Below are 25,016 nucleotides of genomic sequence, written 5' to 3'. Positions count from 1 at the left end.
CTGCCCTCATCGCATGGACCCGATCATGAACAAGCCCGCCGCACGGATCTCCGCCCTGTCGTTGTCGCTGATGCTGCTGGCCGGTTGTGCCACCACCAGCCTGACCAGCACCCCCGATTCGCCGGCCCAGAGCCAGGCGCTGGCGCTGATCGAACAGGGCAAGCCGCGCGACGCCGCACTGCAGCTGGAAGGCCTGGCCGCCACGCTGCGCGGCGGCGCCCGCAGCAACGCCCTGGCCGATGCCGCTTGGGCCTGGCACCTGGCCGGCGACAGTGCCCGCGCGCGCAGCCTGCTCGGCCAGCTCACCGCACGCCAGCTGTCCGGCGCCAGCCTGCAGCGCTACCAGCTGACCGGTGCCGAGCTCGCCTTGGCCGACAAGCAGCCGGCGCAGGCACTGGCCCTGCTGAAGGACCACGGCGATAACGTGCTGCCGGCGCTGCGTACGCGCTGGTACCTGGCCCGCGCCAGTGCCCTGCAGGGCACCGGCGATGCCTTCGGCGCCGCCACCGAGCGCGCCCGCGCCCATTCCAGCCTGACCGGCAGCGCGCGCAGCGAGAACCAGGCCGCCATTGCCGGCCTGCTCGGCACCCTCGACGACGCCACCCTGCGCAGCCGTGCCGCCGCCCTGCCGGCCAACGACCCGCTCTACAACTTCGCCGGCCGTGCGCTGATCGCGCGCGGCCTGCCGCTGCCGCGCCCGTTCGACCGCGATGGCGCGGCCCAGTTCGACACCAGCAAGCGCCCGCCGGCGATGAGCGACGGTTACCGCCCGCCGGCCAAGCTGGCCGTGCTGCTGCCGCTCAGCGGCCGCCTGGCCACCGCCGCACAGCCGGTGCGCGATGGCCTGTTGAGCGCTTATTACGGTGAAAGCCGCCGCCGCCCGGACATCAACTTCTTCGACACCGCCGGCACCCCGGCCGGTGCCCTGGCCGCCTATGACAAGGCCGTCGCCTCCGGCGCCGACTTCGTGGTCGGCCCGCTGGGCCGCGACGAAGTGGACGCGGTGTACGGCCGGCAGCAGCTGCAGGTGCCGGTGCTGGCCCTGAACCGCGGCAAGGACGCACCGCCGGCCGGCAGTGCCGGCTTCTCGCTGGCACCGGAAGACGACGGCATCGTCGCCGCCGAGTACCTGCGTGGCCGCGAGCGCGGCAAGGCGCTGGTGATCAACAGCGCTGACGACACCGGCCGCCGTGCCGCCGCCGCCTTTGCCCAGCGCTTCGCGCAGCGCGGTGGCCAGGTGGTGGCCACGATCGGCGTCACCGATGCCGTCGGCGATGTCGGCGCGCAGGTGCGCAACGCCGGCCAGGTCGATGCCGTATTCCTCGCCGTGCGTGCGCCGCAGGCGCGCCTGCTGGCGCCGCAGCTGGCGCTGGCCGGTGCAGGCGGCGCGACCCGCGTTGGCACCTCGCAGCTGACCGTTGGCAGCGGCAAGGTGGAAGAAGACGTGGCGCTGGACGGCATCGTCTATCCGAACGAAGCCTGGAACGTGCGCAGTGTGTCCGGCCTGCCGTCGGCCAGCCAGGTGGCCAGCACCCTGCCGAGCGCACGCGGTGCGGCCGGCCGCCTGTTCGCCTTCGGTGCCGACGCCTGGAAGATCACCGCCTACCTGGACAAGCTGTCTAACGAAGGCGGCCTGGACGGCGCCACCGGCACCCTGTTCCTGGACAGCAACGGCAACATCCTGCGCCAGCCGGCCTGGTCGACCTTCAACGGCGGCCGGCCGATGCCGATCATCGGTGGTCGCTGAGCGCAGCCAACGTGGCTCGGCGGTGGAAGCCGCCGCCGAGCAGCACCTGCAACAGGCCGGACTGCGGCCGCGTGCGCGCAACGTCCGATATCGCGGCGGTGAACTGGACCTGGTGATGGACGATGCCGGCACCGTGGTGTTCGTCGAAGTGCGCTACCGCGCGCGATCCGATTTCGGTGGCGGCGCCGCCTCAGTGGATGCGCGCAAATGCCGGCGCCTGGCCCACGCCGCGCAGCTGTACCTGCAGGACCACCCGGCGCTGGCCAATGCGCCCTGCCGTTTCGATGTGGTCGAAGCCACCGGCGAACCGCCGCAGCTGCATTGGCTGCGGGATGCGTTCCGATTGGATGACTGCTGATGGCTACTCTTTGCCGGCCAGCGGCCGGCACTACCCGTCGGACCTGCAGCCGGCCCGCGGCCGGTACGACCATGGTGCGTGACTGATGCCGTCGATCATCACCCATGCCGCTGTGCCGCTGGCGCTGTGGTGCGCCGCTGATCGTGGCCGCATCCCGCCGCGCCTGCTGGCCGCCGGCGTGATCGCCGCCATGCTGCCCGATGCCGATGTACTGGCCTTTGCCCTGCACATTCCCTATGCCGATGCCTTCGGCCATCGCGGCGCCAGCCACTCACTGCTGTTCGCCGGCGTGCTGGCAGCATTGGCCGCGGCGTTGGCGTTCTTGGGCAGTCGCCGACCTTGGTCGGCGGATGTGTGCCAACCAAGGTTGGCATCTACCGTACAAGCCGCTGTATTCGTCTTCGCCTGCGCCGCCAGCCATCCGCTGCTCGATGCGATGACCTCCGGTGGTCTGGGCGTCGCGCTGGCCTGGCCGTGGAGCGAACAGCGCTTCTTCGCGCCGTGGCGCCCCATCCGCGTGTCACCGTTCGCGCCACAGTTCTTCAGCGCACGCGGCGTGGCTACCCTGCTCTCCGAACTGCGTTGGGTGTGGCTGCCACTGGCCGGCGCCGTTGTCGCCTGGAAACTGATCCAACCCGCTCCTGCTGCCCCACGAGATCCGTCATGAGTCCTGCCCTGCCTGCTGCCCTGGTTGCCGAACTGTCCACCCTGCTGGGCACGGAGGGCTGGCGCATGGATGACGGCGCGCTGGAGGCGAATGCGCAGGACAACTCATGGCGCCATCAGCGGCCGGCCGCAGTGGCGTTTCCGGCGGACATCGAGCAGGTGCAGGCGCTGGTGCGTGCATGCCGCGCGCATGGCGTGGCGCTGGTCGCGCGCGGTGCCGGCACCGGTACCACCGGTGCCGCGGTCCCGCAGCCGGGCAGCATCGTACTCTCGTTCACCCGCATGGACCGCATCGTCGAGATCCGCGCCGGTGATCGCTGCGCGGTCGTGCAGCCGGGCGTGTTGAACGGCACGCTGCAGCAGGCGCTGGCGTCGCACGGCCTGTTCTGGGCGCCGGACCCGTCCAGCGCCGAAATCTGCAGCATCGGCGGCAACCTGGCCTGCAATGCGGGCGGCCCGCGCGCGGTGAAGTACGGCACCAGCCGCGACAACGTGCTGGGCCTGGTGGCGGTGACCGGAACCGGCGACGTGATCCGTTGCGGTGGCGCCTACACCAAGGATGCCACCGGCTACGACCTCACCCACCTGCTGGTAGGCAGCGAAGGCACGCTGGCACTGATCGTGGAAGCCACGCTGAAACTGACCCCGCTGCCGGTCAGCCAGGCCGGCCTGCGCGTGCTGTACCGCGATGCTGATGCTGCTGCGGCCGCCGTGTCGCGGTTGATGTCGCAGCCGGTGGTACCCACCCGCCTGGAATTCATGGATGCGCGCAGCCTGGAACTGCTGCGGCTGAATGGTGCCGATGTGCCGGAAGCAGGGGCGATGCTGCTGGTCGAGGCCGATGGTGACCACGACACCCTGCCCTATCTGTTGCAGGCATTGGCCGGCGCCGCCGAAGGCGACGGCATGATCGAGCTGGACGTGGCGATGGAAGGCCTTGCGCGCGACCAGCTGTGGGCGGCGCGCAAGGCGCTGTCGCCTGCGCTGCGCAGCGTCGCGCCGGGCAAGATCAATGAAGACGTGGTGGTGCCGGTGTCGCGCATTCCGGAACTGGTGGCCGGCGTGCAGGCCTTGGCACGGGACTACGCGCTCACCATCGTCACCTTCGGCCACGCCGGCAACGGCAACCTGCACGTCAACATTCTTTACCACCCGGACGACGCCGACGAAAACGCACGCGCGCATGCCGCACTGCCGAAGATCTTCGAACTGACGCTGTCACTGGGCGGCACGCTGTCCGGCGAGCATGGCATTGGGTTGGCCAAGCGCGATTTCATGGCGCAGGCGTTCAGCCCGGAAACGCTGACGGCGATGCGCGCGATCAAGGCCGCACTGGACCCGGACGGCATCCTCAACCCGGGCAAGGTGCTGCCGCCGGCATAGACCGCGCACATTCCTTCGCACTCCTGTAGAGCCGAGCCCATGCTCGGCTGCTCTTCGACCAGATCGCGATGAAGCCCGCGCTGCGCGCGCAAGCCGAGCGTGGGCTCGGCTCTACAACCACGTGTCGTTCACCCTCACACTCCTGTGGAGCCGAGCCATGCTCGGCCCCTCTTCGGCCACATCGCGATGAAGCCGGCACCGCGTGGCAAGCCGAGCGTGGGCTCGGTTCTACACCGGCGTGTCGCCTGCAATATCGATCAGGGTCTGCCGGAAGCTGGGCAGCAGCACGCGGTTGCCATGCCCGCTCAGGTGATCGTTGTCGAAGAACAGCGGCTCCCCGTCTTTCACCGCCGAACAGGTCGTTGGCCCGCACAGCAGCTGCAGCGGATCCCATACCGTCAAAGATGGATAGCGCACCGCCAGTTCGGACAGCAACGCCATCTGCGGCGCGCGCAGCCTTTCCAGGTCGGCGCGCGGCATGCTCAGGCCACCGGCACAGGCCGGGTTGCGGCGGTTGAACCAGTCCGAACAGCGGTACGCACCGGCCTTGAACAACGGCAGCGGCGCATCCACAACCACGTGCACACTCAGCTTCTGCAAACGCCCCAGCACTCGATCGGCTTCATCGCGTGCAGCTTGTGCATGCGCGGGCGTGCGCTCGGCCAGCAGTTGACGATAGATTTCCTGTGCATCCTGCCGCCGCCAGTCGAATCCGCGCAGCTCCGGCATGCGCAAGGCCGCCAGCAGCACGATGTCACCCGGGCGCGCCTCGCGTTCGATGGTCGACAGCGTGTGCTCAATGAAGTCCCGGCAATCGGCTGGACTGGCCCGCAGCAGATTGACGAAGCTGCAGCCGCCGCGATCCTGCTGGCGCACCTCCATGCCGGTCTGCCGCGCGACCATGCTGGTCATGGTGCGATACGCCGCTGCATGCGAGTCGCCGGCCACGAACAGGCGCCGTCCTTCAAGCGCCGGCGCACTCACCGGCTCCAATGGGCGCCACGCGGGGTAGCGACGCGCCTGCCATGCATAGCCGTCACGGGTAACGCTCAGCGAGACCTGCTCGTGGTACTCCACGGTGGCCCAGGCACCCGCACCACACAGCGCCACCACCGGCAACGCCATCGCCAGCACCTTGGCCGGTGCCAGGCGCAGCAGCGGCGCCGCACTGCGCAGCGGACGCTCGATGAAGTGATACGACGCAGCTGATACCGCCAGCAGCAACACCGGGTACAGCCACAGCGCGGCACCGTGCAGGCCGTAGGTCCAGCGCAGCAGCACCAGCAGCGGCCAATGCCACAGGTACAGCGAATAGGACAACCGGCCCACGTAGGCCAGCGGTGCGCAGCCCAGCGCGCGGGCGAGGCGCGATGTCCCCGGCGCCGACACGCTTGCCAACAGCAGCAGGGTACCGGCCACGGTGGCCAGCACACCCGGCACCGGCATCGCCAGCTGCGGGGCGATCACCACGCCTGCGGCCAGCAGCGTCAGGCCGGCCGCTGCAACCGCACCACCGTTCTGGCCCGGCGTACGAGTACGCATCCACTGGTACAGCAGCGCGCCCGCAGCCAGCTCCCAGAACCGCGCCGGCAGCAGATAGAACGCTGCCGCTGGTGCCGTCTGCGCCTGCCAGCCCGCCCACGCCAGCGACAGCACGGTGAGCCCCGGCAACAGCCAACGCGACCACGGCCAGCGCTCACGCCCGCGCAGCCAGACGAAGAACAGCAGCGGGAAGACCAGGTAGAACTGCTCCTCCACCCCCAGCGTCCACGTGTGCAGGAACGGGTTCAGTTCCGCGCCGGGTGAGAAGTAATCGTCCTGCTGGCCAGCCAGCACGATGTTGCTGAAGCCGACCAGCGCGGCCCAGCCGGTCTGGTCGAACTGTTCATTGCGCCACGCGCGGGGAATGAACAGCGCCGACAGCACGAAGGTGGCCATCAACATCACCAGCAGCGCGGGAAGCAGGCGCAGCACGCGACGCCGGTAGAAATCGAGTAACAGCGCGCCCAGCGACGCATGAGTGCGCGAGGCCAACGACTGGCTGATCACGAAGCCGGACACCACGAAGAACAGGTCCACGCCGGTGAAGCCACCGGGCAACCATGCCGCATTGGTGTGGAACAGGATGACGGCCAGCACCGCCAATGCACGCAGGCCGTCGATGGCAGCGTTGTGGGAACGTTCGGGAGCAGACATGCGGGTGACCGGCAGCGAGCGATCCGGCAGCATCGCCACCGTTTGCGCAGTCATTCAATGGACGATCGCGACAGACATGGACATCGTTCAGGTCCGGTCCCGGAGTGACGCGATTGTAGAGCCGAGCCATGCTCGGCTGCTCTTCGTTCAGATCGCGATGAGCCGAGCATAGGCTCGGCTCTACGGCAGCAGCCAGGGGTCAGAGTCCATTGCCGTGGCAATGGGATCCGACCCCGCTGCACGCCCGCTTACCAGGCCATGCGCAGGCCCAGCTGGCCACCCACATTGCGGTAGCCATAATCACCACGCTGCACGCTCACGCCGCCCCACGCGCCCCAGCGCTGGCCCAGCTTCAGCTCGGCACCGGCCTGCACCTCGTAGCGGTTGCGCGGCACGTCTGCGCCCAGCGTGTCGCCGTTGAACTGCAACGTGCTGGTACCGCTGCCACGCAGCCAGTTGACGCCCAGGTACGGCTGCACCGTGTTGCCGGCGGCAGTGCCGTGACCGAACACGCGCACGCCCACGCGCCCGCTCAGGCCACCGGCATCGGCACGGTCGACCACCGTGCCATTGCGCTCCACGTGCCGATCAGCGCGGAAGTCGACATGGCTCAGTTGCAGCTGCGGCTGCACGTACAGCGCGCTGGTGGGGCCCTGCCACACGGTGAAGGTGTAGCCGGTCTCCAGCGACGCACTGGCCATGCGTGAGTCGTAGCGCTCCGGTTCCAGGCTGATGCCCTGCACCCGATTGTCGAAGCGGCCGTACTGCAGCGCTGCGTCCACGTAGGCACCTTGCGCGCCTCCGGTATCCTGCAGCCAGGTGCCGTACACACCCACTGCGTTGCCACGCACCCGGCCGGTGGCGCTGTAGCCGGTCAGCCGCGAGACGGCACGATTGTCGGCGCGGCCGCTGCCGAGCATGACGCCGAACGCGGCATTGCCCCGCTGCAGCAGATCGCTGCCGATCTGCAGCACCGAGGTGGTGCCGTCCACCGACAGCTGACTGCCGACCGCGCTGAAATCGGCCTGCTGCCGGCCCACCCGTGCCCAGGCCTGGCGCTCAGTGCCCCGCGAACGGGTGCCGCTGCGCTCATGCATGCGGTGTGCAAACAGGTTGATCGCTGCAGACTGGTTGGCCAGGTAGGCACCGGCCTCCGGGCGCAGTACCGGCGGCGGCAGGATCGGATCGACTGGATCCACCGGGTCCACAGGGTCGGTCGGATCGATCGGATCCGGGCCCGGATCGACCACGCATCCTGGCCCGGCCGGATTGTCCTTGCAGGCATCAAACCACTGCGAACGCAGGTACCAGTTGCCATCGGAAGGATCGGCCACACCACCCTTGAACAGGAAGTACTCGTACGACCCACCGACCGCACGCCCGGCCAGCGTGTAGCTCGCCAGGGAAGCACCGTCGATCTCGATCAACCGGATGCCATCCACCGTGGGCGCCCCCACACCGCCCATGTTCTTCACCAGGATGCTTGCATCGCCCGAGCTGTCGCCGCGCACATGCAGGCGGTCGATCGCGCTGTCATCGCCTGCCAGCGCGCCCTGGAACAGGAAGATGGCGTTCTCGCTGTGCAGGTCGCCGTCCACGGTGAGCGTGTTGAAGCGACCGGTGCCATCGGACAATGCCAGCCCGCTGCCAAGCACCTGCAGTCCACCAACCGTGGCATCGCCGGTGAGCGTCCACTGGCTGCCACCCTCGATCGCCAGCGTCTGCACCAGATCGGATGAACCCTGCCACAGCGAACCGTCGGCCAGGCGCACATGCACTTCGGATTGCGGCACCAGCCCGGCGTCTTCATCTTCGGGGGTGATGACGATGTCACCCACCAGCTGCGAGCGACCGTCCAGCACCAGATCGAAGCGCCCGGCCACAGCGGCGTCCAACGCCAACCCGATGCCGTTGCTACCCGACACCAAGGCACCGTTGGACAACGTCAGGCCCGGGTCGCGGCTGCTGCGCAGCCACACGCCGCCGTGCCGCGCACTCACCAGCGAGCCGCCGTCGATGCGCATCCGACCGTTGTCGTTGATCACTGCCGCCCATGCGCCCTCGCCTTCGGTGCGTACATGGGTATTGGTCAGGGCCATCTCGCCAACACCCCCGGACAGCACGCCGTGGGCGCCATCTCCGGTGGTCAACACGGCACTGTCCGCCAGATGGATGCTGCCACCCTTCCGTGCAACGGCGCCAATGGCGCTGTCGCCGGTCGTGCTGAGCAACGTTTCATTGGCATCAATGCGAGGGCGCACAAGACCACTGGCTTCCGCGTACAGCGCATGGCTGGAAACGCCGGTGGTATGGACCTGCACATCCTCCAGCGTCACCGCACCGCCACGATTGTCCATGCCAACGCGATTGTCACCTTCGCTGCGGACAACACTGCGCAGGAGTTCCAGTACCGCCGAGTCGTGGACAGCAATCGTGGCCGCTCCTCCATCACCCAGCAGTTCGGATTCCCGGATATATGCAGTCGTTCCCATTCCTGAGATCTGTAGCGCCTCGTTCACCGAACGCACGCGACTGTCAACCAGCTCCAAACGTGCACCGCCATTTGCGCTGATGCCGGAGTCGCCGCGAACGTCCACTGATTCCAGCTGCATGCTCCCACCGCGGGCAACGATCGCCATGCTCCCTGCTGCATCTGCAACAACGGAACCGCCCAGCATCACGACGTCACCACCACCGGCCAGCCCGGTTCCCATTCCCTGCATCCTTATGTGCACATTGCGCAAATCACCAGTACTTCCCGTGTGGATGGCGACGCCAAACCCGGTCGCGCCCTCATGGGTAACTTGTGCGTCCTGCAGACGCAGGGATGCGCCCGTATTGGCCAAGGCGACATAGGTGCCGGCAGCGCGGCTGATCAGGTTTGCCGTCTCCAGATGCACTGTGCTGCCCGCCCCACTCGCCAGGACTGCATAGGCATTGGATCCTTCGGCAACCACGCTTCCTCCCAGGAAGTTGATGAAGCCACCTGCACTGGCGACCAATCCATGCGCCCCCTGACCACGGGTGGTGATCTGGCCCACACTCACGCCTGCCGAGGCGGCGTCCACTTCGATGCCATGACTGTTCACGCCTTGCGTATCGATGCGCACGTTTTCGGCACGCAGTTGTGCGCGATCCTGCACCGACATGCCGGCAGCACCGTCGCCCGACGTCGCGATCTCCGTATCTTTCGTCAGATCGATGGTGGTGCCGCTGCCCTCCAGCCGGACAGCAGCCGCGCCCGCACCTGCTGAGCGCAACACAATCCCACCCGTGGTTTCAATGCGGCCGCCGTTAAGCGCGTAGAACACGTAACCTGCGGGGTCACCGGGCAGCACCGGCTCGGTGGTGTGGTATTCGCCCGCCGGAGGTTCTTGCAGATCACCGTCGGCCACGACCTGCTGGGCACGGGCCGGGGGAGCGAGGACAAGTGCAGCAGCCAGGGCAGCGGCCAAGGGATGGCGAAGAGGGAGCGCGATAGGCATGGGGGTATCTCCAGACGGGCGCACAGCCTCCCGTCATGCCCCCTCCACTTCCATCGAAAAGCTTGCAATGGCGATTGCGTCAGAATGTCGCACCTGACCGCGATGTCGGCACAGCCGCCTTAACGCCCCCTATCCCGGGCTGATATGGCAAGCCGCCTTTGCAACAAATTGCATGGGATCGACGCCGGCGCGATCGGACACTGGCAGCCGTTCCCGACACGCTTGTTCGCATCCTCCGGATCACCTCACAAAACCTTCACAAGTCGAAGGCGTATACGTCACCTCGCTGAACAGGGGTTTCCGGCTGTCATGCAGTGTCCCGCTCACCTCTCCATGCAAAGGACCACATCATGAACCTTCAACCTGCCCACGCCCCGTCGCTTCGGCCGCTCGCACGTGGCCTGCTGCTGGCACTTTCCGCAATGTCTGCCAGTGCCGCATTGGCCGGCGATCTGGATGGGCAGACTGCCGAGGTTGTTGCAGGCGATGCGGTGGAAGCCTGGACCCTGGAAAATGGCTCGAAACTGACTGTCACCGGTGCGCAGACCGATTCGATCACCAGCACCGACTCCAGCGTTTTCCTGAGCAAAGCAACCATCGCGTCAGCGACAGCTGGCAGCCGCGCGCATGTAACACTGCACGGGAACTCGACACTGAACATGACCGGCTCGATCGTCCGCGATGGTACGGTCCACGTCTACGACAACTCCTCCGCGCACATCGTGGGCAGCAGGATCAACAGTTCAAGCTTCATCGGCGTCGATCTGACCCACGCCCCTTTCAGCAGCAGCTTCAACCCGTCGGCCGTCATCGATTCCAGCTTCGTCCGCGCCGAGCTGTCCGCTGGCGCCTCTGAACTGAACAATGGTCATGGCGTGCGCATGTTCTTCGGCGACATGACCATCCAGAACGGATCCCGCATCGAGGGTGGCAACACGGCGGCCTACCTTACAGGTCGAAGCGATCTGCCCGGTTCCACCGGCGTTCTTTCGTTCCGGGTCGACAACTCGGTGCTGAAGTCCGATAGCGGAGCAGCCATACGCGTAGCTCCGTTCGCGCTGCTTCCGAGTACTCAGTACGATATCACCGTGGCCAACGGCGCGCAGCTGATTTCTGGTGATGGCAACCTGCTGTTGTTCCGCACCGACCAACCTGCTGTGGGTCCGGGCCAAGGCACGGTCAACTTTACCGTGGATGACGCGCGGTTGATCGGCAACGTCAACTTCGATACCGCCACCACGCTCGGGGCACTGAACGTCTCCCTGCGCAACAAGGCACAGATCGACGGCCGCTTCCTCAACGTCACCACCGCCAGCATCGACAGCGACAGCACCTGGCTGATGACCGGCGACAGCAACGTCGGCCACCTGGCGCTGGGTAGCACCGGCACGGTGGCGCTGGGCAATGGCAGCACCTTCAACACGCTGACCGTGGATACCTTCGATGGCGCCGGCGGCACCCTGCTGTTCAACACCCAGCTGGGTGACGACAACTCGGCCACCGACAAGCTGATCATCAAGGGCGACTCGAACGGTCAGGCCAACGTGCGCGTGCTTAACGCTGGCGGTGCCGGTGCGAAGACCGACAAGGGCATCGAGCTGATCCGCGTGGGCGGTGCGTCCAATGCACAGTTCGACCTGCAGGGCCGCGCGGTGGGTGGGCAGTACGAGTACTTCCTGTTCAAGGATGCCACCAACGGCGGCTGGTACCTGCGCTCGGAGCTTGCCGGTGTGCCAGATCCGTGCGTGGCGGATCCCACGTTGCCGGAATGCAAGCCGGTCGATCCGGTCGATCCCATTGACCCAGTCGACCCGACGCCCGTACTGCGCCCGGAAGCCGGCGCGTACCTGGCCAACCAGTTCGCGATGGACCAGCTGCTGCGCCATGGCTGGCGCGACCGCCAGGGCGGCACCACCTCCGCCGTTGATGGCGTGCGTGGCTGGGCCCGTGTCGATGCCACGCAGAGCAAGCTGTCGGCGGTGGAAGACCAGCTGGACCTGCGCGTGGACCGCTCGCGCCTGCAGTTGGGTGCGGACGTCGGCGTGTTCGACAACGGGCAGGGCCGCGTAGGCCTGATGGGCACGCTGGCCAAGTCCGATGCCACCTCGCGTTCGCAGCTGACCGGCTACAGTGCACGCGGCAAGGTCGACGGCGGTGCGCTGGGCGTATACGGCAACTGGAGCAACGATGCACTGTATGTGGATGCCAGCGTGCAGCGCGGCCAGTTCCGTAACCGCGTGCAGGGCGAAGGCCTGGCCGAGGAACGCTACGACTCGGACATCTGGCAGTCGTCGCTGGAAGCGGGCTATCGATTCGGCATCGGCCAGATCGGCAGCACCGCGCTGAGCCTGCAACCGGAACTGCAGCTGGTCTATACCGATGCCAACACCGATCGCCACCAGGAAGCGAACGGCACGGTGGTGCGCAGCCTGGGCGACAGCGGCCTGTCCGGCCGCGTGGGCCTGCGTCTGCAGGGCGAATCTCGCTCGGCAGCGGGTGCCTCGGTCAGCCCGTATGTGGTGGCCAACTGGTACCGCGATGGTGTGAGCAACGGCATGGCGTTCGACGATGAAGCGCTGAAGGCCGGCGTGCCGCGCAACCGCTATGAGCTCAATGCCGGTGCGCGCGTGGACTTCCGTTCCGGGCTGAGTGCGTGGGGTGGCTTCGGCGTGATGCGCGGCGACCACGGATACCGCGAAGCCACTGCCAACCTGAGCATGTCGTACAAGTGGTGATGTAGAAACACGCGCGGCGCCGGATGATTCCGGCGCCGCTCTGCGCTCTGTAGAGCCGAGCCATGCTCGGCTGCTCTTCGCTCAGAACGCGGTGAGCCGAGCGTAGGCTCGGCTCTACAGGAATGTCGCGATTGCCACGCTGTGGCGTGCGCCGCACGATTGCAACGTTTTCGAACTTTCCAACAATTCTCATTGGCAGCATTGGCGCTTCATGCAAATCATGTAGCGCCACCAACAACGGGTGGCACGGGCTTGCAATCCCGTTTGGTTAATGTCGTTTACGCTTGCCTGCCGGCGTCGCCCTTTCCTTGTTGGGTGGCGTCGGCAGGCATTCTGTCCGCGCTTACATGGCGGGCGGTGCGTGGGGGCCTCGCGCCCGCCGGCGTTTGACGACGTTAGCCACCGGTATTGCAACCACGCACCGTCCGCCACCCTCGCTGTTAAGCAGGGTGGTCCCTTGCCGCTTGCACAAGGACGCCGCCATGACCGCTTCCCCCTACCCGCACCTGTTCGCCACCCTGGGCGAGGCCGCCACGCGCCTGCCCGATGACCTGGCCCGCACGCTGGAAGATACCTTCGTTGCGCTGCAGACCGGCAACAGTGCCGGGGCCATTACCCTGCAGGCCTGCCTGCAGCGCATCCGCCAGGGCGATGCCGCCGATGGCCAACCATGGCCCAGCAACAACCGCACGCCCGGGCAACGTCTGGCCCTGGCGCGCATCGACCGCGCCAATGCGGGGCTGAGTTTCCTGCTGGAACTGCTGCACGCCACCGAACGCGTACGCGTGGACGGTGATATCGATCAGCAGATGGGTGATGGCGCGCGCGAGGGCCTGCTGCTGGCGTGTCGTGGGCTGGCCGAGTATGTGGATGTGCAGTTGCGGGCAGCGTAAGCAGCTCGCGTCCTGAACTGCGGAGGAGCGCTCAGTTCAGTTGCACGCTGCGCGCAATTGCAACGATTCCGATGGCTCATCATCACAGGAGCACCAATAGTGCGCACTTCTTTTCAGGGAGTGTTTCGATGCACAAGATGATGGTTCCGCTCACCCGCTATGCGCAGTTCACTGGCCGCGCAAGCCGCAGCGAATTCTGGTGGTTCCAGTTGTTCATCATGATCGTTTCGATCCCGCTGTATCTGCTGAGCTTCTATGCCGGCTACAGCGGTTCGCGGGGCCTGGCCATGGTATCGACTGGACTGAGCGTGGTGATGTGGCTGGTGTTCGCCTTGCCGTGCATTGCCGCCACCATCCGCCGCCTGCACGATACCGATCGTTCGGGCTGGTGGTTGTTGCTGGGGTTCGTGCCGTTCGTCAGCCTGGTGCTGCTGGTGTTTCTGCTGCTGCCCGGCACGCCGGGTGGCAACCGCTTCGGTACGCCGGTACCGCACGTGTAACCAGCCCGCGTTGGTAGGTGTCGACCTTGGTCGGCACGGTGTTGCCACCGGCTGCTGACACATCCGTGCCAACCCAGGTTGGCACCTACCAGAGCAACATCGATGTGCTTCACTTGGGGTCAGATCCCTTTGCGGCGCAAAGGGATCTGACCCCACCCCGAAGGTTGACCCAGCAGGGCAGTACCGCTGCTGCTACGCGAAGTGCTGGTAACCGCCGCCGGCGGCTTCGCCGTCCACGTGCACGCCCTGCCCTTCGGCAATACGGCCGATGCGGGTGAGCGGCATGTCCAGCGATTCGGCCAGGTAGTGCAGCGCGTCGCGCTGGTCGGCGGCGGCGGTGAAGCACAGTTCGTAGTCGTCGCCACCGCGCAGTGCGCAATCGCGTGCACCGTCGCGGCCGAGCAGTTCCCGCAGTGCGTGCGAGATCGGCAGCAAATCGGCATCCACGTGCGCGGCCAGGTTGCTGCGCGTGGCGATATGACCGAGGTCGGCCAGCAGGCCGTCGGACACATCCACCGCCGCGTGCGCGAAGGCCCGCAGGCGCAGGCCCAGGGTCACGCGCGGCGTCGGCCGCATCAGGCGCAGGCGCAGGCTTTCGTAGTCGGCCAGCAGCGTGGCGGTGGCGATGCTCAAAGCACCTTGTTGCCACAGGCGCAGCGCGCCGGCGGCATCGCCCAGCGTGCCACTGACCCAGATGTCATCGCCTGCCTGTGCGCGGTCGCGCCGCAGGGCCTGGCCACGCCCGACCTGGCCCATCGCGGTCACCGACAGCGACAGCGGACCGCGCGTGGTGTCGCCACCGATCAGCGCGATGTCGTGCTGGTCGGCCAGGGCGAAGAAGCCATCGGCGAAGGCCTCGATCCAGTCTTCAGACGCTTCCGGCAGTGACAGTGCCAGCGTGCACCACGCCGGGCGCGCGCCCATCGCGGCCAAGTCCGACAGGTTGACCGCCAGGGTCTTCCAGCCGATGTCGAAGGCCGGGGTTTCCACCGGGAAGTGCACGCCGCTGTTGAGCGTGTCGGCGGTAACCACCAGTTGTTCATTGGCACGCGGCTGCAGCAGCGCGGCGTCATCGCCGATGCCGAGCAGGATGTCGTCGCGCTCGAGGGTGCGGGCGCGGATGCGGTCGATGAGGGCGAATTCGGCCAGGGACATGGGGCGTTCCCGCTGTTGTACGTGCCGCGCAGGGCGCGGTGGGCGGTAGTGCCGGCCGCTGGCCGGCAACCTCAGGATCCCTGCAGCTGCCGGCCAGCGGCCGGCACTACCACAGGTGGGTCAGTGACCCGATTCGACCTTGCGCCATTCCACGGCCGCACGATCCAGCACGCCGTTGACGTAGGTATGGCCATGTTCGGAACCGAAACGCTTGGCCGATTCGATCGCTTCGTTGATCACCACGCGGTACGGCACGTCCAGGCGATAGCGCAGCTCGTAGGCGGCCAGGCGCAGCACTGCGCGTTCGATCGCGTCCACTTCCTCGATGCCACGGTCCAGGTACGGGCCGAGCGCTTCGTCGATGTCGCGACGGTTGTCGAGCACGCCGTGCACCAGCGCCTCGAAGTACGCCAGGTCGGCGATTTCGCGGGCCTGCTCGTGGGCGAACTGGGCGATCAGCGACTGGGCGTTGCCGCCGGAGATCTGCCAGGCGTAGATGGCCTGCACGGCACGACGGCGGGCGCGCGAGCGCAGCACCGGGTCGACGCCATCGCGGCGGACGGGTTTACCGGAGGGCTTGCCCTGGGTGTTCTTGTTCATGGCAGTTGCTCCAGCAGATTGACCATTTCCAGTGCGGCGAGTGCGACTTCCTCGCCCTTGTTGCCGTGGCTGCCGCCTGCGCGGGCCTCGGCGTCTTCAACGCGTTCCACCGCCAGCACGCCGTTCAGTACCGGCACGCCGAAATCCAGCTGCACACGCATCAGGCCTTCGGCGCAGCGGTCGGCGACGTGTTCGTAGTGGCGGGTGTCGCCACGGATCACGCAGCCCAGGGTGAGGATGGCGGCGTGTTCATGGGCGGCGGCCAGGCGTGCGGCCACCAGCGGCAGTTCCCAGGCACCCGGCACGCGGATCACGTCGATGTTGGCTTCGGTGATGCCGTTGCCGGCCAGGCTCAGGCGGGCGCCTGCGACCAACGCGTCGGTGATGCGGGCGTTCCAGCGGCTGGCCAGGATGGCGAAGCGCGCCGACTCGGGAGTGCGAAGATCGCCTTCGTAGTGGCTCATATGCGGCTTGGGGGACTCGATAAGGGGGTAATTCTAGCGTGGATGGGCCCCGGCCGTGGCTGGCGGGGGCCTGCAGGGTGTGCCGACCAACGGTCGGTCCCCACCGGTAGTGCCGGCCGCTGGCCGGCACTACTCATTACAGGGTGACCGTCTCCACCACTTCCAGGCCGTAACCGGCCAGGCCGATCTGGCGGCGCGGGGTGCCCAGCACGCGCAGCTTGCCCAGCCCCAGGTCGGACAGGATCTGCGCGCCGGCACCGTTGCGGCGCCACTGGCCCACGTCCTTGTCCTTGCCCGGCACCACCGGCGCCGGCTGCTGGCGCAGGCGGGCCAGCAGGGCTTCGCCATCGCGCGGGGCCGACAGCACCACCATCACGCCACTGCCTTCAGCATCGATCGCGCGCAGGGCATCGGTGGCAGCCACGCCAAAGTCGTCACGGCGCCAGTGCAGCAGGTCAGCCAGCGGATTTTCCACCTGCACGCGTACCAGGGTCGGGGTGTCCGCATCCGGGGTCCCGCGCACCAGGGCGAAATGCAGGTCGTGGGCGATGCGGTCGCGGTAGGTCACCAGCTTGAACGGGCCGAACTCGGTGTCGATGTCGCGCTCGTCCACACGTTCAACAGTCTTTTCGGTGGCCAGGCGGTAGGCGATCAGGTCGGCGATGGAGCCCATCTTCAGGCCGTGCTCGCGCGCGAACACTTCCAGCTCCGGGCGGCGCGCCATGCTGCCATCCGGGTTCAGGATTTCCACCAGCACGCCGGCCGGTTCCAGCCCGGCCAGCATGGCCAGGTCGACGCCGGCTTCGGTATGGCCGGCGCGGGTCAGCACGCCGCCCGGCTGGGCGATCAGCGGGAAGATGTGGCCCGGCTGATGCAGGTCCGACGGCTTGGCATTGGGCTTCACCGCGGTGCGGATGGTGTGTGCGCGGTCGTGGGCCGAGATGCCGGTGGTAACGCCCTCGGCGGCCTCGATGCTGACCGTGAAGTTGGTCTGGAACTGCGCGGTATTGGCCTGCACCATCGGCGCCAGGCCGAGGTCGGCGGCGCGGGTGCGGGTCAGGGGCAGGCACACCAGGCCACGGCCGTGGGTGACCATGAAGTTGATGTCCGACGGCTTGACCAGTTCGGCGGCCATGATCAGGTCGCCTTCGTTCTCGCGGTCTTCGTCATCGACGATGACCACCATGCGGCCCTGGCGGATGTCTTCCAGGATTTCCGGAATCGGGGCGAAATTCATGGGGCATCTCCGTGTGGGTGCTGACCGTTGGTCGGCACACTGATCAGGCGCTCCACATAACGGGCGACCAGATCGATTTCCAGATTGACTGCACTGCCCACGCCGGTGGCGGAGAAGGCGGTGTTGGCCACGGTGTGCGGAATGAGGGCGACTTCAAAGCCTTCACCGTCCACTTCGTTGACGGTGAGGCTGACGCCGTCCACGCAGATCGAACCCTTCCTGGCGATGTAGCGGCGCAGCGAGGCCGGCGCGGCGAAGCGCCAGCGCTGGGCACGTGCATCTTCGTGGATGGACAGCACCTGGCCGAGGCCGTCGACGTGGCCGCTGACCAGATGGCCGCCGAGGCGGTCGGTCGGGCGCATGGCGCGCTCCAGGTTGATGACCGCACCCTCGCCCAGCTGGCCCAGCGTGGTCAGGCCCAGAGTCTCGGTGGACGCGTCGGCCTGGAAGCTGCGGGCGTCGAATCCGATGACGGTGAGGCAGACGCCGTTGATGGCAATGCTCTCGCCCATCTGCACGTTGTCGAACGGCAGATTCCCGACATTGAAGGTGAAGCGGACATCGCCGCCGATGGATTCACGTGCGGCCAGACGGCCGACGCCTTCGATGATTCCAGTAAACAAGTAACGTTCTCCGCGAAAAGTGAGCGAAAAACGCCGCAAGGCAAACAGGTGCACGCAGGGCAAGAGCCCTGTGGCACCGTCTTCTTTCATCCGGACTATGACCGTCGGCTCCGGCATTGGACCGGATCTGCTGACCCCCGGCCGTGGGCCGGGGCGCTCGCGGGCTCGTGCTTGCGCACCTACCGCCGGTGGGGAATTGCACCCCGCCCTGAAGACGTTTGTGTACCGGCGAACCGGCCTGGTCAGTGTACCAGCCCGGCCTGAACGGGGTGGGATGCTCAAGGTCGGGTCCCTTTCCGCAGGAAAGGGCTCCGACCCCATGGACCGCAGCAGCACTGGGGTCAGGGCCGTTTCCCGATGGGAAACGGATCCGACCCCCAACCCCGGTCCGCCCCAGCCTGTGACGGCCGTCTCTCGCATTTTGTAAAACTTTCATTAAAATCCGCAGCGGACGACATGAGGTCGCCACGGGCAGCCGCGAGGGCAGGCCCGCCAATGGACTGAAACTCACAGGAATTCCCATGCGCAAGATCCTGATCGTGGCCGCGCTGCTGGCCACCGCCCCGTTCTCGGCTTCGGCCGAGGCCCTGAGCTACACCTACGTTGAAGGCGGCTGGACCCAGGTCCAGGTTGACGACAACCTGCTGGACGACCCGAAGGTCGACGGTGGCTACCTGCGCGGTTCGGTCGCGCTGGCCGAGCAGGTCTACGTGTTCGGTGGCTGGTCGCGCACCAGCAAGACCCGCCACTACGGCGAAGATTCGCTGAAGCTGGAACTGAACCAGCCGGAGCTGGGTATCGGCTACCACATGCCGTGGACCGACCGCCTGGACTTCACCGCCGATGCCGCCTGGGTGCGCCAGAACGCCGAATCGACCCTGCGTTATGACGGCGTGCGTTACCACGGCAAGGACCACACCAACCTCGGCCGCGTCACCATGGGCATCCGCGGCAAGCCGTCGCGCATGACCGAAGCCTGGGCCAAGGCCGGCTACATGGATGGCGGCAACAACTACAAGGGCACCTGGGTCGGCACTGTTGGCGGCCAGATCAACTTCACCAAGACCTGGGGCCTGGTGGGCGAGATCTCCGGCTACCGCGACGTCACCCAGTACTCGGCCGGCGTCCGCGCCAGCTTCTGATCCAACGGTCGCTCCTCGTCGTGCGATCGAACGGGCCCCGCAAGGGGCCCGTTTTTTTTGCCCCGCGCGTCGGCACGTGATCACAGGGCGCCGTCGGGCCTGCGCAAAGATGCGCTAGGCTTGCGCGCCTCTGGAACAGGAAACACCGTCATGAAGACCCCCTTGCGTACCCTGCTGGCCAGCGCCCTGCTGGCTGCCCCGCTGCTGGCCAGCGCCGCCCCGGCCACACTGACGCCCGAACAGGCCTTCGATCTGTATGCCCGCGTCCTGCTGGAAGACGACGCCGCCGCGACCCGCACCCTCAACGATGCGCTGAAGCCCGCCTTCGACGGCCAGGACGCGGTAACCCCGAACCCGGGCGCATTGGCCAAGGCGCTGGCCGAACCGTGGCAGGTCGTGCTTGCCAGCACCGGCGCCAAGGCCGACGCGGCCGCCAGCGAGGCGATGTATGCCAAGGCCCTGCGTGATTCGAGGTGCCGCGCCAGCAAGAGCGTGATTGAAGACAACGAGTACGTGGACGACCAGAAGCTGGCGCGCATCACCTTCAGCTGCCAGGTGCCCGACCTGGGCAAGGTACGTCCGCTGTTCGCCGCCAGCCTTGCCGCCGACGCCAGCCCGGCCTCGCGCAAGCAGTTCACCGACGCCTACACCCAGGCGCTGCAGAGCGGCGCGCGCGTGCCGGTCAGCGGCACCTTCACCCTGTACCCGGCCAAGGACAACGGCTACTGGTACAGCGGCAACTTCGATGATCTGGTGGGCACCGTGACCGGGGCGCTGGCACCGTTCGAGGAATGGATGCAGGACGTGCAGGCGGCCAGCGCACCGAAGGTGACCGGCGTACCCGGCTGCGACCTGCTGCTGCAGCAGCACCGCAGCTGCGTGGCGAAGGTCGCACCCGACCAGATCAGCGGCGTGGATGCGATGGCCGAGGAGCTGAAGGCCAAGGCACAGGTCAATTCAGCCGATGAGATGACGCAGGAGTGCAAGGCGCTGCGCCCGATCGCCGAGATGATGTGGACCGACGAGTGCACATAAGCACGATGTAGCGCCGTTGCCTGCAGCAGGATCAATGGCACTTTCAGAACCGTTGCATGGCCGTGCGCACACTGCGTGATCAATGCTGTTGCCCTCTTCCACGAGGGCAACAGCATGAAGCACCGCATAACCTCGACCACGGTCCTGCTTGTCGCGCTGATGGCGTGCTGGCAGGCCGAAGCGTCCAGACCCAGGACCTTCTTCGTGCAACCTTCGGTTGCGTTCGAGTCGACCCAGCTGCGCGACCGCGACATCGACGCGCAACTGAGCGAGAACGACGATTGCCGCGCGTTCCTGCAGTACCACGATCAGTGCGCACCGTCGGTACTGCCGGACGAGTACGACCAGGGCATCAGCCGGCGCAGGCTGCGGTGGAAGTCAACGCAACTGACGGGAGAAGCACTCGGTGCCTACTGCCGTGACCTGCATGTGCTGTGGAAGCAGCAATGGAAAGAGCAGTGCCCCGCCCACGAGGACGAGGGCACCTGAGGCACCGGAACGGGGCCAGTGCCCCGCCATTGCCTCACGGGCGCAACAGCAGCCGGATGTCCTCGCCGACCTGGCACTGGTCAACCACGTGCAGGCGGCGCTGCTGCTCCATGGCATCGATGCCGAGGCCGGCCAGCAGCGGGCGTCCGTTGTCGCCCAGCAACGTGGGGGCCTGGTAGAGCAGCAGTTCGTCCACCCAGCCACCGCGCAGCAGCGCACCGGCCAGCGTCGCGCCGGCTTCGGTATGCACTTCGTTGATGCCGCGCTCGGCCAGCAGCGCCAGCACCGCGCCCAGGTCCAGCCGCCCTTCAACGCAGGGCACGCTGGCAAATTCGGCGTCGGCCGCATCCGGTGCACTCACCGCTGCATCGTGCAGGTACAGCGTCGGCGCACCGCCCTCGCGCACACGGCTGCATTCGAGCGAGCGCAGGCGCGAATCGAGCACCACGCGCAGTGGTGGCATCACTTCGGTACCGGCCAGGCGCACGGTCAACATCGGGTCGTCGGCCAGCACGGTATCGGCGCCAGTCAGGATCGCACCGGCGCGAGCGCGCCAGTGCTGCACGTCCTCGCGCGCGGCCGGCCCGGTGATCCACTTGGAGCTGCCGTCGGCCATCGCGGTGCGGCCATCGAGGCTGGCGGCCAGCTTCACCCGCAGCCACGGGCGGTTGCGCTCCACGCGCGACAGGAAGCCCTTGTTGAGCTCGCGCGCCGGCGCCGCCATCAGTCCTTCGGCAACCTCGATACCCGCATTGCGCAGCAGTTCGAAGCCACCGCCATCAACCTTCGGGAACGGATCGCGCATCGCGGCCACCACGCGCGTCACGCCCGCTTCAATCAGCGCCAGTGCGCACGGCGGCGTGCGCCCGTAGTGGGCGCAGGGCTCCAGGGTGACGTAAGCGGTCGCACCGCGGGCCTCGCTGCCGGCTTCGCGCAGCGCGAACACCTCGGCATGCGGGCCGCCTGCGCGCTGGTGCCAGCCCTGCCCTACTACGCGTTCGCCGTGGGCGATCACGCAGCCGACCATCGGGTTGGGCCGGGTGGTATAGGCAGCGCGCTCGGCCAGGCGCAGCGCGTTGGCCATGTGCAGGTGGTCGAGGACGGAGAACGAAGGTGTCATGCGGCCATGGTAACGCCGCCGGTGTGGATGCACGCCATCGGTAGATCCACGCCATGCGTGGATGGACACCTCCGTGCCAACCAAGGTTGGCACCCACCAGATCATGGGCGCCTCCGTGCCACCACAGCGGTGTCGGTCAGCCCTTCTTCTTCTTGGTCAGGGCGATCACATCGCCCAGCAGCTGGAGCTGTTCGGTGCTGGACGGCAGGTCGCGCTCGAGCTTCTCGATCTCCTCGCGGAAATCGGCCACGTCCTCGAAGCTGCGGTAGACCGAAGCGAAGCGCACATAGCCCACGTGGTCGAGCTTGCGCAGTTCGTTCATGACGAACTCGCCGACCTTGATCGAGGGCACTTCGCGCTCGCCGCTGATGCGCAGCTGGTGCACCACCGCACGTACCGCCGCTTCGATCTTGTCTTCGGGAACCGCACGCTTCTGCAGCGCGCGGTCGAACCCCGCGCGGACCTTGCGCTGGTCGAACGCTTCGCGGGTGCCATCGCTCTTGACGATGGCCGGCAGCTTCAGCTCGACCGTTTCCAGGGTGCTGAAGCGCTCGCCGCAGGCTTCGCATTCCCGCCGACGGCGAATCGTCGCGCCGTCTTCAGAGACGCGCGAGTCGATGACCCGGGTATCGGCATGTTGGCAGAAGGGGCAATGCATGGAACGCCTGGCTCAGGGAGCAATTGCCACCATCATGGCAGCGTCGCAAAGGTACCTGAGAAGGGGCGCCGCAGCAAATGCTGCCTGCGCGGAAGCGCCTGCATTCTGGCCACCCAGCGTGTCCGACGAGTTGGAGAGCCCGGCTCAACCCGGTGCGGGCGGCGGCGATGCCACGCGTGCCCACCGCAGCCAGGCCAGGTGCCCGGCCATCACCAGCAGCGGCGGGCCAAACCCGAGAAAGCCCAATGTCGAGATCTCGCCATTGCTGATCGTGGAGTACAGCGTGGCGACGACCACGCCCGACGCGGCCAAGCCACCCAACGCCAAGCCGACCCAGGCCATAACCGGTGATTGGCGCAGGCCGGCAACACCGCGCCACAGGAACAGCCCGCTCAGCCACAACCACGACAGCAGGCCGATGATGCCGGCCGACGACCACAGCAGCAACAGCGTGTACTCGTCGCCCGTCAGGTACTTGCCGTCCCATACGGCCATCAGCCCCAGCACGGCACCCGTGCCGCCTGCCGCCACGGTGGGCAGGCCTACCAGCAGGCCGGCAATCGCCATCGCGCGTTTGTGCAGGCGCGCATCCATGCGTTCGACGTCCTTCCATGGGCCACGTCATGCGCGGCGCTTGATCCACACCAGCATCGCCGCCGGCACCAGCATCGACGGGCCCAACAGCAACAGGGCGATGCCTTCGGCGTGGACGGTGATGCTCCACCACAGCGCCAGCCCCAGCGGGGGTACGGCGGCAAGACCGCCGGCCAGCAGCAGCCACCACCAGAGGCGATGCACCTGCAGCCCGGCACGCCCCTGCAGCAGATACCCGGCGCTGAGCCACAACCAGGCCAGGCAGCCGGCAATGCCGGCGAGGCCCCACAGCGGCATCACCGTCACCGCGGCCAGCGTGCCATGGCCGAACTGGCCCAGCCCCGTCAGCAGCAGCATCGTCGCCGCGGCACCGCCCACCACCAGGCTGGGCAGGCCGAATGCCACCGCCAGGGTGGCGTACAGATACTTGAGGCGGCGCTCATCCATGCGCGGGATTCCTGGTGACGGGGTCAGAGCCCTTCCCTGCGGGAAGGGATCCGACCCCTGCTTCGATCAGCCGTAGACCGGGTACTTACGGCACTGCGCGCTGACGGCGTCGCGCACGCGGGCGATGACGGCATCATCGTTCGGCGCGTCCAGCACGTCGGCGATCCAGTTGGCCAGGTCCACGCAGTCCTGCTCGACGTAGCCACGGGTGGTCACGGCCGGGGTGCCCAGGCGCAGGCCCGAGGTCACGAACGGAGAACGCGGGTCGTTCGGCACCGAGTTCTTGTTGACGGTGATGTGAGCCTTGCCCAGCGCAGCTTCCGCATCCTTGCCGGACACGTCCTTGCCGATCATGTCGACCAGCATCAGGTGGTTCTGGGTGCCGCCGGAAACGATCTTGTAGCCCCGCGCGATCAGCGTGTTGGCCATCGCCTGGGCGTTCTTCACCACCTGCTGCTGGTAGGCCTTGAAGCCCGGCTCCAGCGCTTCCTTGAAGGCCACGGCCTTGCCGGCGATGACGTGCATCAGCGGACCGCCCTGGATGCCCGGGAACACGATCGACTGCAGCTTCTTGACCAGGTCTTCGTCGGCGCCCTTGGCGATGATGATGCCGCCACGCGGGCCGCGCAGGGTCTTGTGGGTGGTCGAGGTGACGACGTGGGCGTGGTCCAGCGGGCTCGGGTAGACGCCGGCGGCGACCAGGCCCGCGACATGGGCCATGTCCACGAACAGGTAGGCACCGACCTTGTCGGCGATGGCGCGGAAGCGCGCCCAGTCGATCACCTGCGAGTAGGCCGAGAAGCCGGCCACGACCATCTTCGGCTTGTGCTCCAGGGCCAGGCGCTCGACCTCGTCGTAATCGATCAGGCCCTGGTCGTTGACGCCGTACTGCACGGCGTTGAACAGCTTGCCCGAGGCATTGACCTTGGCACCGTGGGTGAGGTGGCCGCCGTGGGCCAGGCTCATGCCGAGGATGGTGTCACCCGGCTGCAGCAGGGCGAAGTACACGGCCTGGTTGGCCTGCGAGCCGCTGTGCGGCTGCACGTTGGCGTAGTCGGCGCCGAACAGCTGCTTGAGGCGGTCGATCGCCAGCTGCTCGGCGATGTCCACGTATTCGCAGCCACCGTAGTAGCGCTTGCCCGGATAGCCTTCGGCGTACTTGTTGGTCAGCTGGCTGCCCTGGGCTTCCATTACGGCCGGGCTGGTGTAGTTCTCGCTGGCGATCAGCTCGACGTGGTCTTCCTGGCGCTGGGTCTCAGCGGCGATGGCCTTGGCCAGTTCGGGATCGTAGGTTTCGATGCGGACGTCACGCGGGAACATCGGGTACTCCAGCAGGCAGGGAAAGGGGTACGGCTCAGCCCCTGATTGTAGCCCCGCACCGGCCTGCCGGGGCCGGAAAGGCCGGGGCCGGCACTCCCGAAGGAATCCGGCCCCGTATGGTTTCGAGGGACGTTGTGGGATCACAGACCTTTCCGTGGAAAGGGATCCG

22 protein-coding genes and 1 riboswitch are annotated in these 25,016 nt (G+C 67.2%); of the genes, 10 read left to right on the top strand and 12 right to left on the bottom strand.

The window, feature by feature from the left end; translation table 11 throughout:
• Window positions 1-25: 25 nt before the first annotated feature.
• The 4 genes from ACM0PK_RS10415 to ACM0PK_RS10400 all read left to right on the top strand — a co-directional run bounded on the left by ACM0PK_RS10415 (window position 26) and on the right by ACM0PK_RS10400 (window position 4,154).
• Complete coding sequence (locus ACM0PK_RS10415; protein WP_188218669.1) at window positions 26-1,747, top strand: penicillin-binding protein activator; 1,722 nt, start codon at window positions 26-28, stop codon at window positions 1,745-1,747.
• A complete protein-coding gene (locus ACM0PK_RS10410) occupies window positions 1,737-2,105 on the top strand; it encodes a YraN family protein (RefSeq protein WP_180885329.1) in 369 nt (122 codons plus the stop codon). The genes ACM0PK_RS10415 and ACM0PK_RS10410 overlap by 11 nt, the downstream gene beginning before the upstream one ends.
• An 85-nt stretch (window positions 2,106-2,190) precedes the next feature.
• On the top strand, window positions 2,191-2,772 hold the full coding sequence (locus ACM0PK_RS10405; RefSeq protein ID WP_134972523.1) for a metal-dependent hydrolase: 582 nt from the start codon (window positions 2,191-2,193) through the stop codon (window positions 2,770-2,772).
• Window positions 2,769-4,154: an FAD-binding oxidoreductase gene (locus ACM0PK_RS10400; protein WP_134972522.1), complete on the top strand. Its 1,386-nt coding sequence runs from the start codon at window positions 2,769-2,771 to the stop codon at window positions 4,152-4,154. The genes ACM0PK_RS10405 and ACM0PK_RS10400 overlap by 4 nt, the downstream gene beginning before the upstream one ends.
• Window positions 4,155-4,382: 228 nt before the next feature.
• Here ACM0PK_RS10400 and ACM0PK_RS10395 read toward each other — a convergent pair whose 3' ends face one another.
• Window positions 4,383-6,404 (bottom strand): acyltransferase family protein, encoded by a 2,022-nt coding sequence (locus ACM0PK_RS10395; RefSeq protein WP_414607664.1) that lies wholly within the window; start codon window positions 6,402-6,404, stop codon window positions 4,383-4,385.
• Between the two features lie 194 nt (window positions 6,405-6,598).
• Window positions 6,599-9,835 carry an autotransporter family protein gene (locus ACM0PK_RS10390; RefSeq protein ID WP_180885337.1) on the bottom strand — a complete coding sequence of 1,079 codons (3,237 nt, stop codon included), beginning with the start codon at window positions 9,833-9,835 and terminating at the stop codon, window positions 6,599-6,601.
• Between the two features lie 350 nt (window positions 9,836-10,185).
• Between ACM0PK_RS10390 and ACM0PK_RS10385 the strand changes: the two genes are divergently transcribed.
• The 3 genes from ACM0PK_RS10385 to ACM0PK_RS10375 all read left to right on the top strand — a co-directional run bounded on the left by ACM0PK_RS10385 (window position 10,186) and on the right by ACM0PK_RS10375 (window position 13,963).
• On the top strand, window positions 10,186-12,570 hold the full coding sequence (locus ACM0PK_RS10385) for an autotransporter family protein (protein ID WP_414607665.1): 2,385 nt from the start codon (window positions 10,186-10,188) through the stop codon (window positions 12,568-12,570).
• 482 nt (window positions 12,571-13,052) lie between these two features.
• The gene (locus ACM0PK_RS10380; protein WP_134972013.1) at window positions 13,053-13,463 is read left to right on the top strand and encodes a hypothetical protein; all 411 of its coding nucleotides are present in this window, start codon (window positions 13,053-13,055) and stop codon (window positions 13,461-13,463) included.
• 128 nt (window positions 13,464-13,591) lie between these two features.
• Window positions 13,592-13,963, top strand: a complete 372-nt coding sequence (locus tag ACM0PK_RS10375) for a DUF805 domain-containing protein (protein WP_134972011.1) — start codon at window positions 13,592-13,594, stop codon at window positions 13,961-13,963.
• Window positions 13,964-14,155: 192 nt separating this feature from the next.
• On the opposite strand, the gene thiL is transcribed toward ACM0PK_RS10375, so the two are convergent.
• From thiL to ACM0PK_RS10350, 5 genes are all read right to left on the bottom strand, one after another.
• Complete coding sequence (gene thiL, locus ACM0PK_RS10370; protein ID WP_414607666.1) at window positions 14,156-15,118, bottom strand: thiamine-phosphate kinase; 963 nt, start codon at window positions 15,116-15,118, stop codon at window positions 14,156-14,158.
• A gap of 120 nt (window positions 15,119-15,238) precedes the next feature.
• Entirely contained in the window at window positions 15,239-15,718 is a 480-nt protein-coding gene (gene nusB, locus ACM0PK_RS10365) for a transcription antitermination factor NusB (RefSeq protein ID WP_005415268.1), read from the bottom strand.
• On the bottom strand, window positions 15,715-16,182 hold the full coding sequence (ribH, locus tag ACM0PK_RS10360; protein WP_005415267.1) for a 6,7-dimethyl-8-ribityllumazine synthase: 468 nt from the start codon (window positions 16,180-16,182) through the stop codon (window positions 15,715-15,717). The genes nusB and ribH overlap by 4 nt, the downstream gene beginning before the upstream one ends.
• A gap of 136 nt (window positions 16,183-16,318) precedes the next feature.
• Complete coding sequence (ribB, locus tag ACM0PK_RS10355) at window positions 16,319-17,419, bottom strand: 3,4-dihydroxy-2-butanone-4-phosphate synthase (protein WP_414607514.1); 1,101 nt, start codon at window positions 17,417-17,419, stop codon at window positions 16,319-16,321.
• On the bottom strand, window positions 17,416-18,042 hold the full coding sequence (locus tag ACM0PK_RS10350; protein ID WP_414607515.1) for a riboflavin synthase: 627 nt from the start codon (window positions 18,040-18,042) through the stop codon (window positions 17,416-17,418). Before ACM0PK_RS10350 ends, ribB begins: the two co-directional genes overlap by 4 nt.
• 74 nt (window positions 18,043-18,116) lie before the next feature.
• A riboswitch (FMN riboswitch) is annotated at window positions 18,117-18,262 on the bottom strand.
• A gap of 301 nt (window positions 18,263-18,563) precedes the next feature.
• Here ACM0PK_RS10350 and ACM0PK_RS10345 point away from each other — a divergent pair.
• The 3 genes from ACM0PK_RS10345 (at window position 18,564) to ACM0PK_RS10335 (ending at window position 20,708) form a co-directional block, all read left to right on the top strand.
• Window positions 18,564-19,184, top strand: a complete 621-nt coding sequence (locus ACM0PK_RS10345) for a hypothetical protein (RefSeq protein WP_134972006.1) — start codon at window positions 18,564-18,566, stop codon at window positions 19,182-19,184.
• Window positions 19,185-19,334: 150 nt separating this feature from the next.
• Window positions 19,335-20,219: a hypothetical protein gene (locus ACM0PK_RS10340; RefSeq protein ID WP_134972004.1), complete on the top strand. Its 885-nt coding sequence runs from the start codon at window positions 19,335-19,337 to the stop codon at window positions 20,217-20,219.
• Between the two features lie 114 nt (window positions 20,220-20,333).
• Window positions 20,334-20,708 (top strand): hypothetical protein, encoded by a 375-nt coding sequence (locus tag ACM0PK_RS10335; protein WP_180885646.1) that lies wholly within the window; start codon window positions 20,334-20,336, stop codon window positions 20,706-20,708.
• A 34-nt stretch (window positions 20,709-20,742) separates the two neighbouring features.
• On the opposite strand, the gene ribD is transcribed toward ACM0PK_RS10335, so the two are convergent.
• The 5 genes from ribD to glyA form a co-directional block, all read right to left on the bottom strand.
• Entirely contained in the window at window positions 20,743-21,828 is a 1,086-nt protein-coding gene (gene ribD / locus ACM0PK_RS10330) for a bifunctional diaminohydroxyphosphoribosylaminopyrimidine deaminase/5-amino-6-(5-phosphoribosylamino)uracil reductase RibD (protein ID WP_134972002.1), read from the bottom strand.
• Between the two features lie 136 nt (window positions 21,829-21,964).
• Window positions 21,965-22,486, bottom strand: a complete 522-nt coding sequence (nrdR, locus tag ACM0PK_RS10325; protein WP_005415256.1) for a transcriptional regulator NrdR — start codon at window positions 22,484-22,486, stop codon at window positions 21,965-21,967.
• Window positions 22,487-22,630: 144 nt separating this feature from the next.
• Entirely contained in the window at window positions 22,631-23,080 is a 450-nt protein-coding gene (locus tag ACM0PK_RS10320) for a hypothetical protein (RefSeq protein ID WP_414607516.1), read from the bottom strand.
• Window positions 23,081-23,107: 27 nt separating this feature from the next.
• Window positions 23,108-23,527, bottom strand: coding sequence for a hypothetical protein (locus ACM0PK_RS10315; RefSeq protein ID WP_072167831.1), 420 nt, complete (start codon window positions 23,525-23,527; stop codon window positions 23,108-23,110).
• A 66-nt stretch (window positions 23,528-23,593) separates the two neighbouring features.
• Window positions 23,594-24,847 carry a serine hydroxymethyltransferase gene (gene glyA / locus ACM0PK_RS10310; RefSeq protein WP_057494411.1) on the bottom strand — a complete coding sequence of 418 codons (1,254 nt, stop codon included), beginning with the start codon at window positions 24,845-24,847 and terminating at the stop codon, window positions 23,594-23,596.
• Between the last annotated feature and the right edge of the window lie 169 nt (window positions 24,848-25,016).

The organism is Stenotrophomonas sp. FR010, assembly GCF_047520755.2.
GTDB lineage: Bacteria > Pseudomonadota > Gammaproteobacteria > Xanthomonadales > Xanthomonadaceae > Stenotrophomonas > Stenotrophomonas sepilia.
Note: the sequence above shows the minus strand (reverse complement) of the source record. Positions and strands in the feature narration are given on the sequence as shown.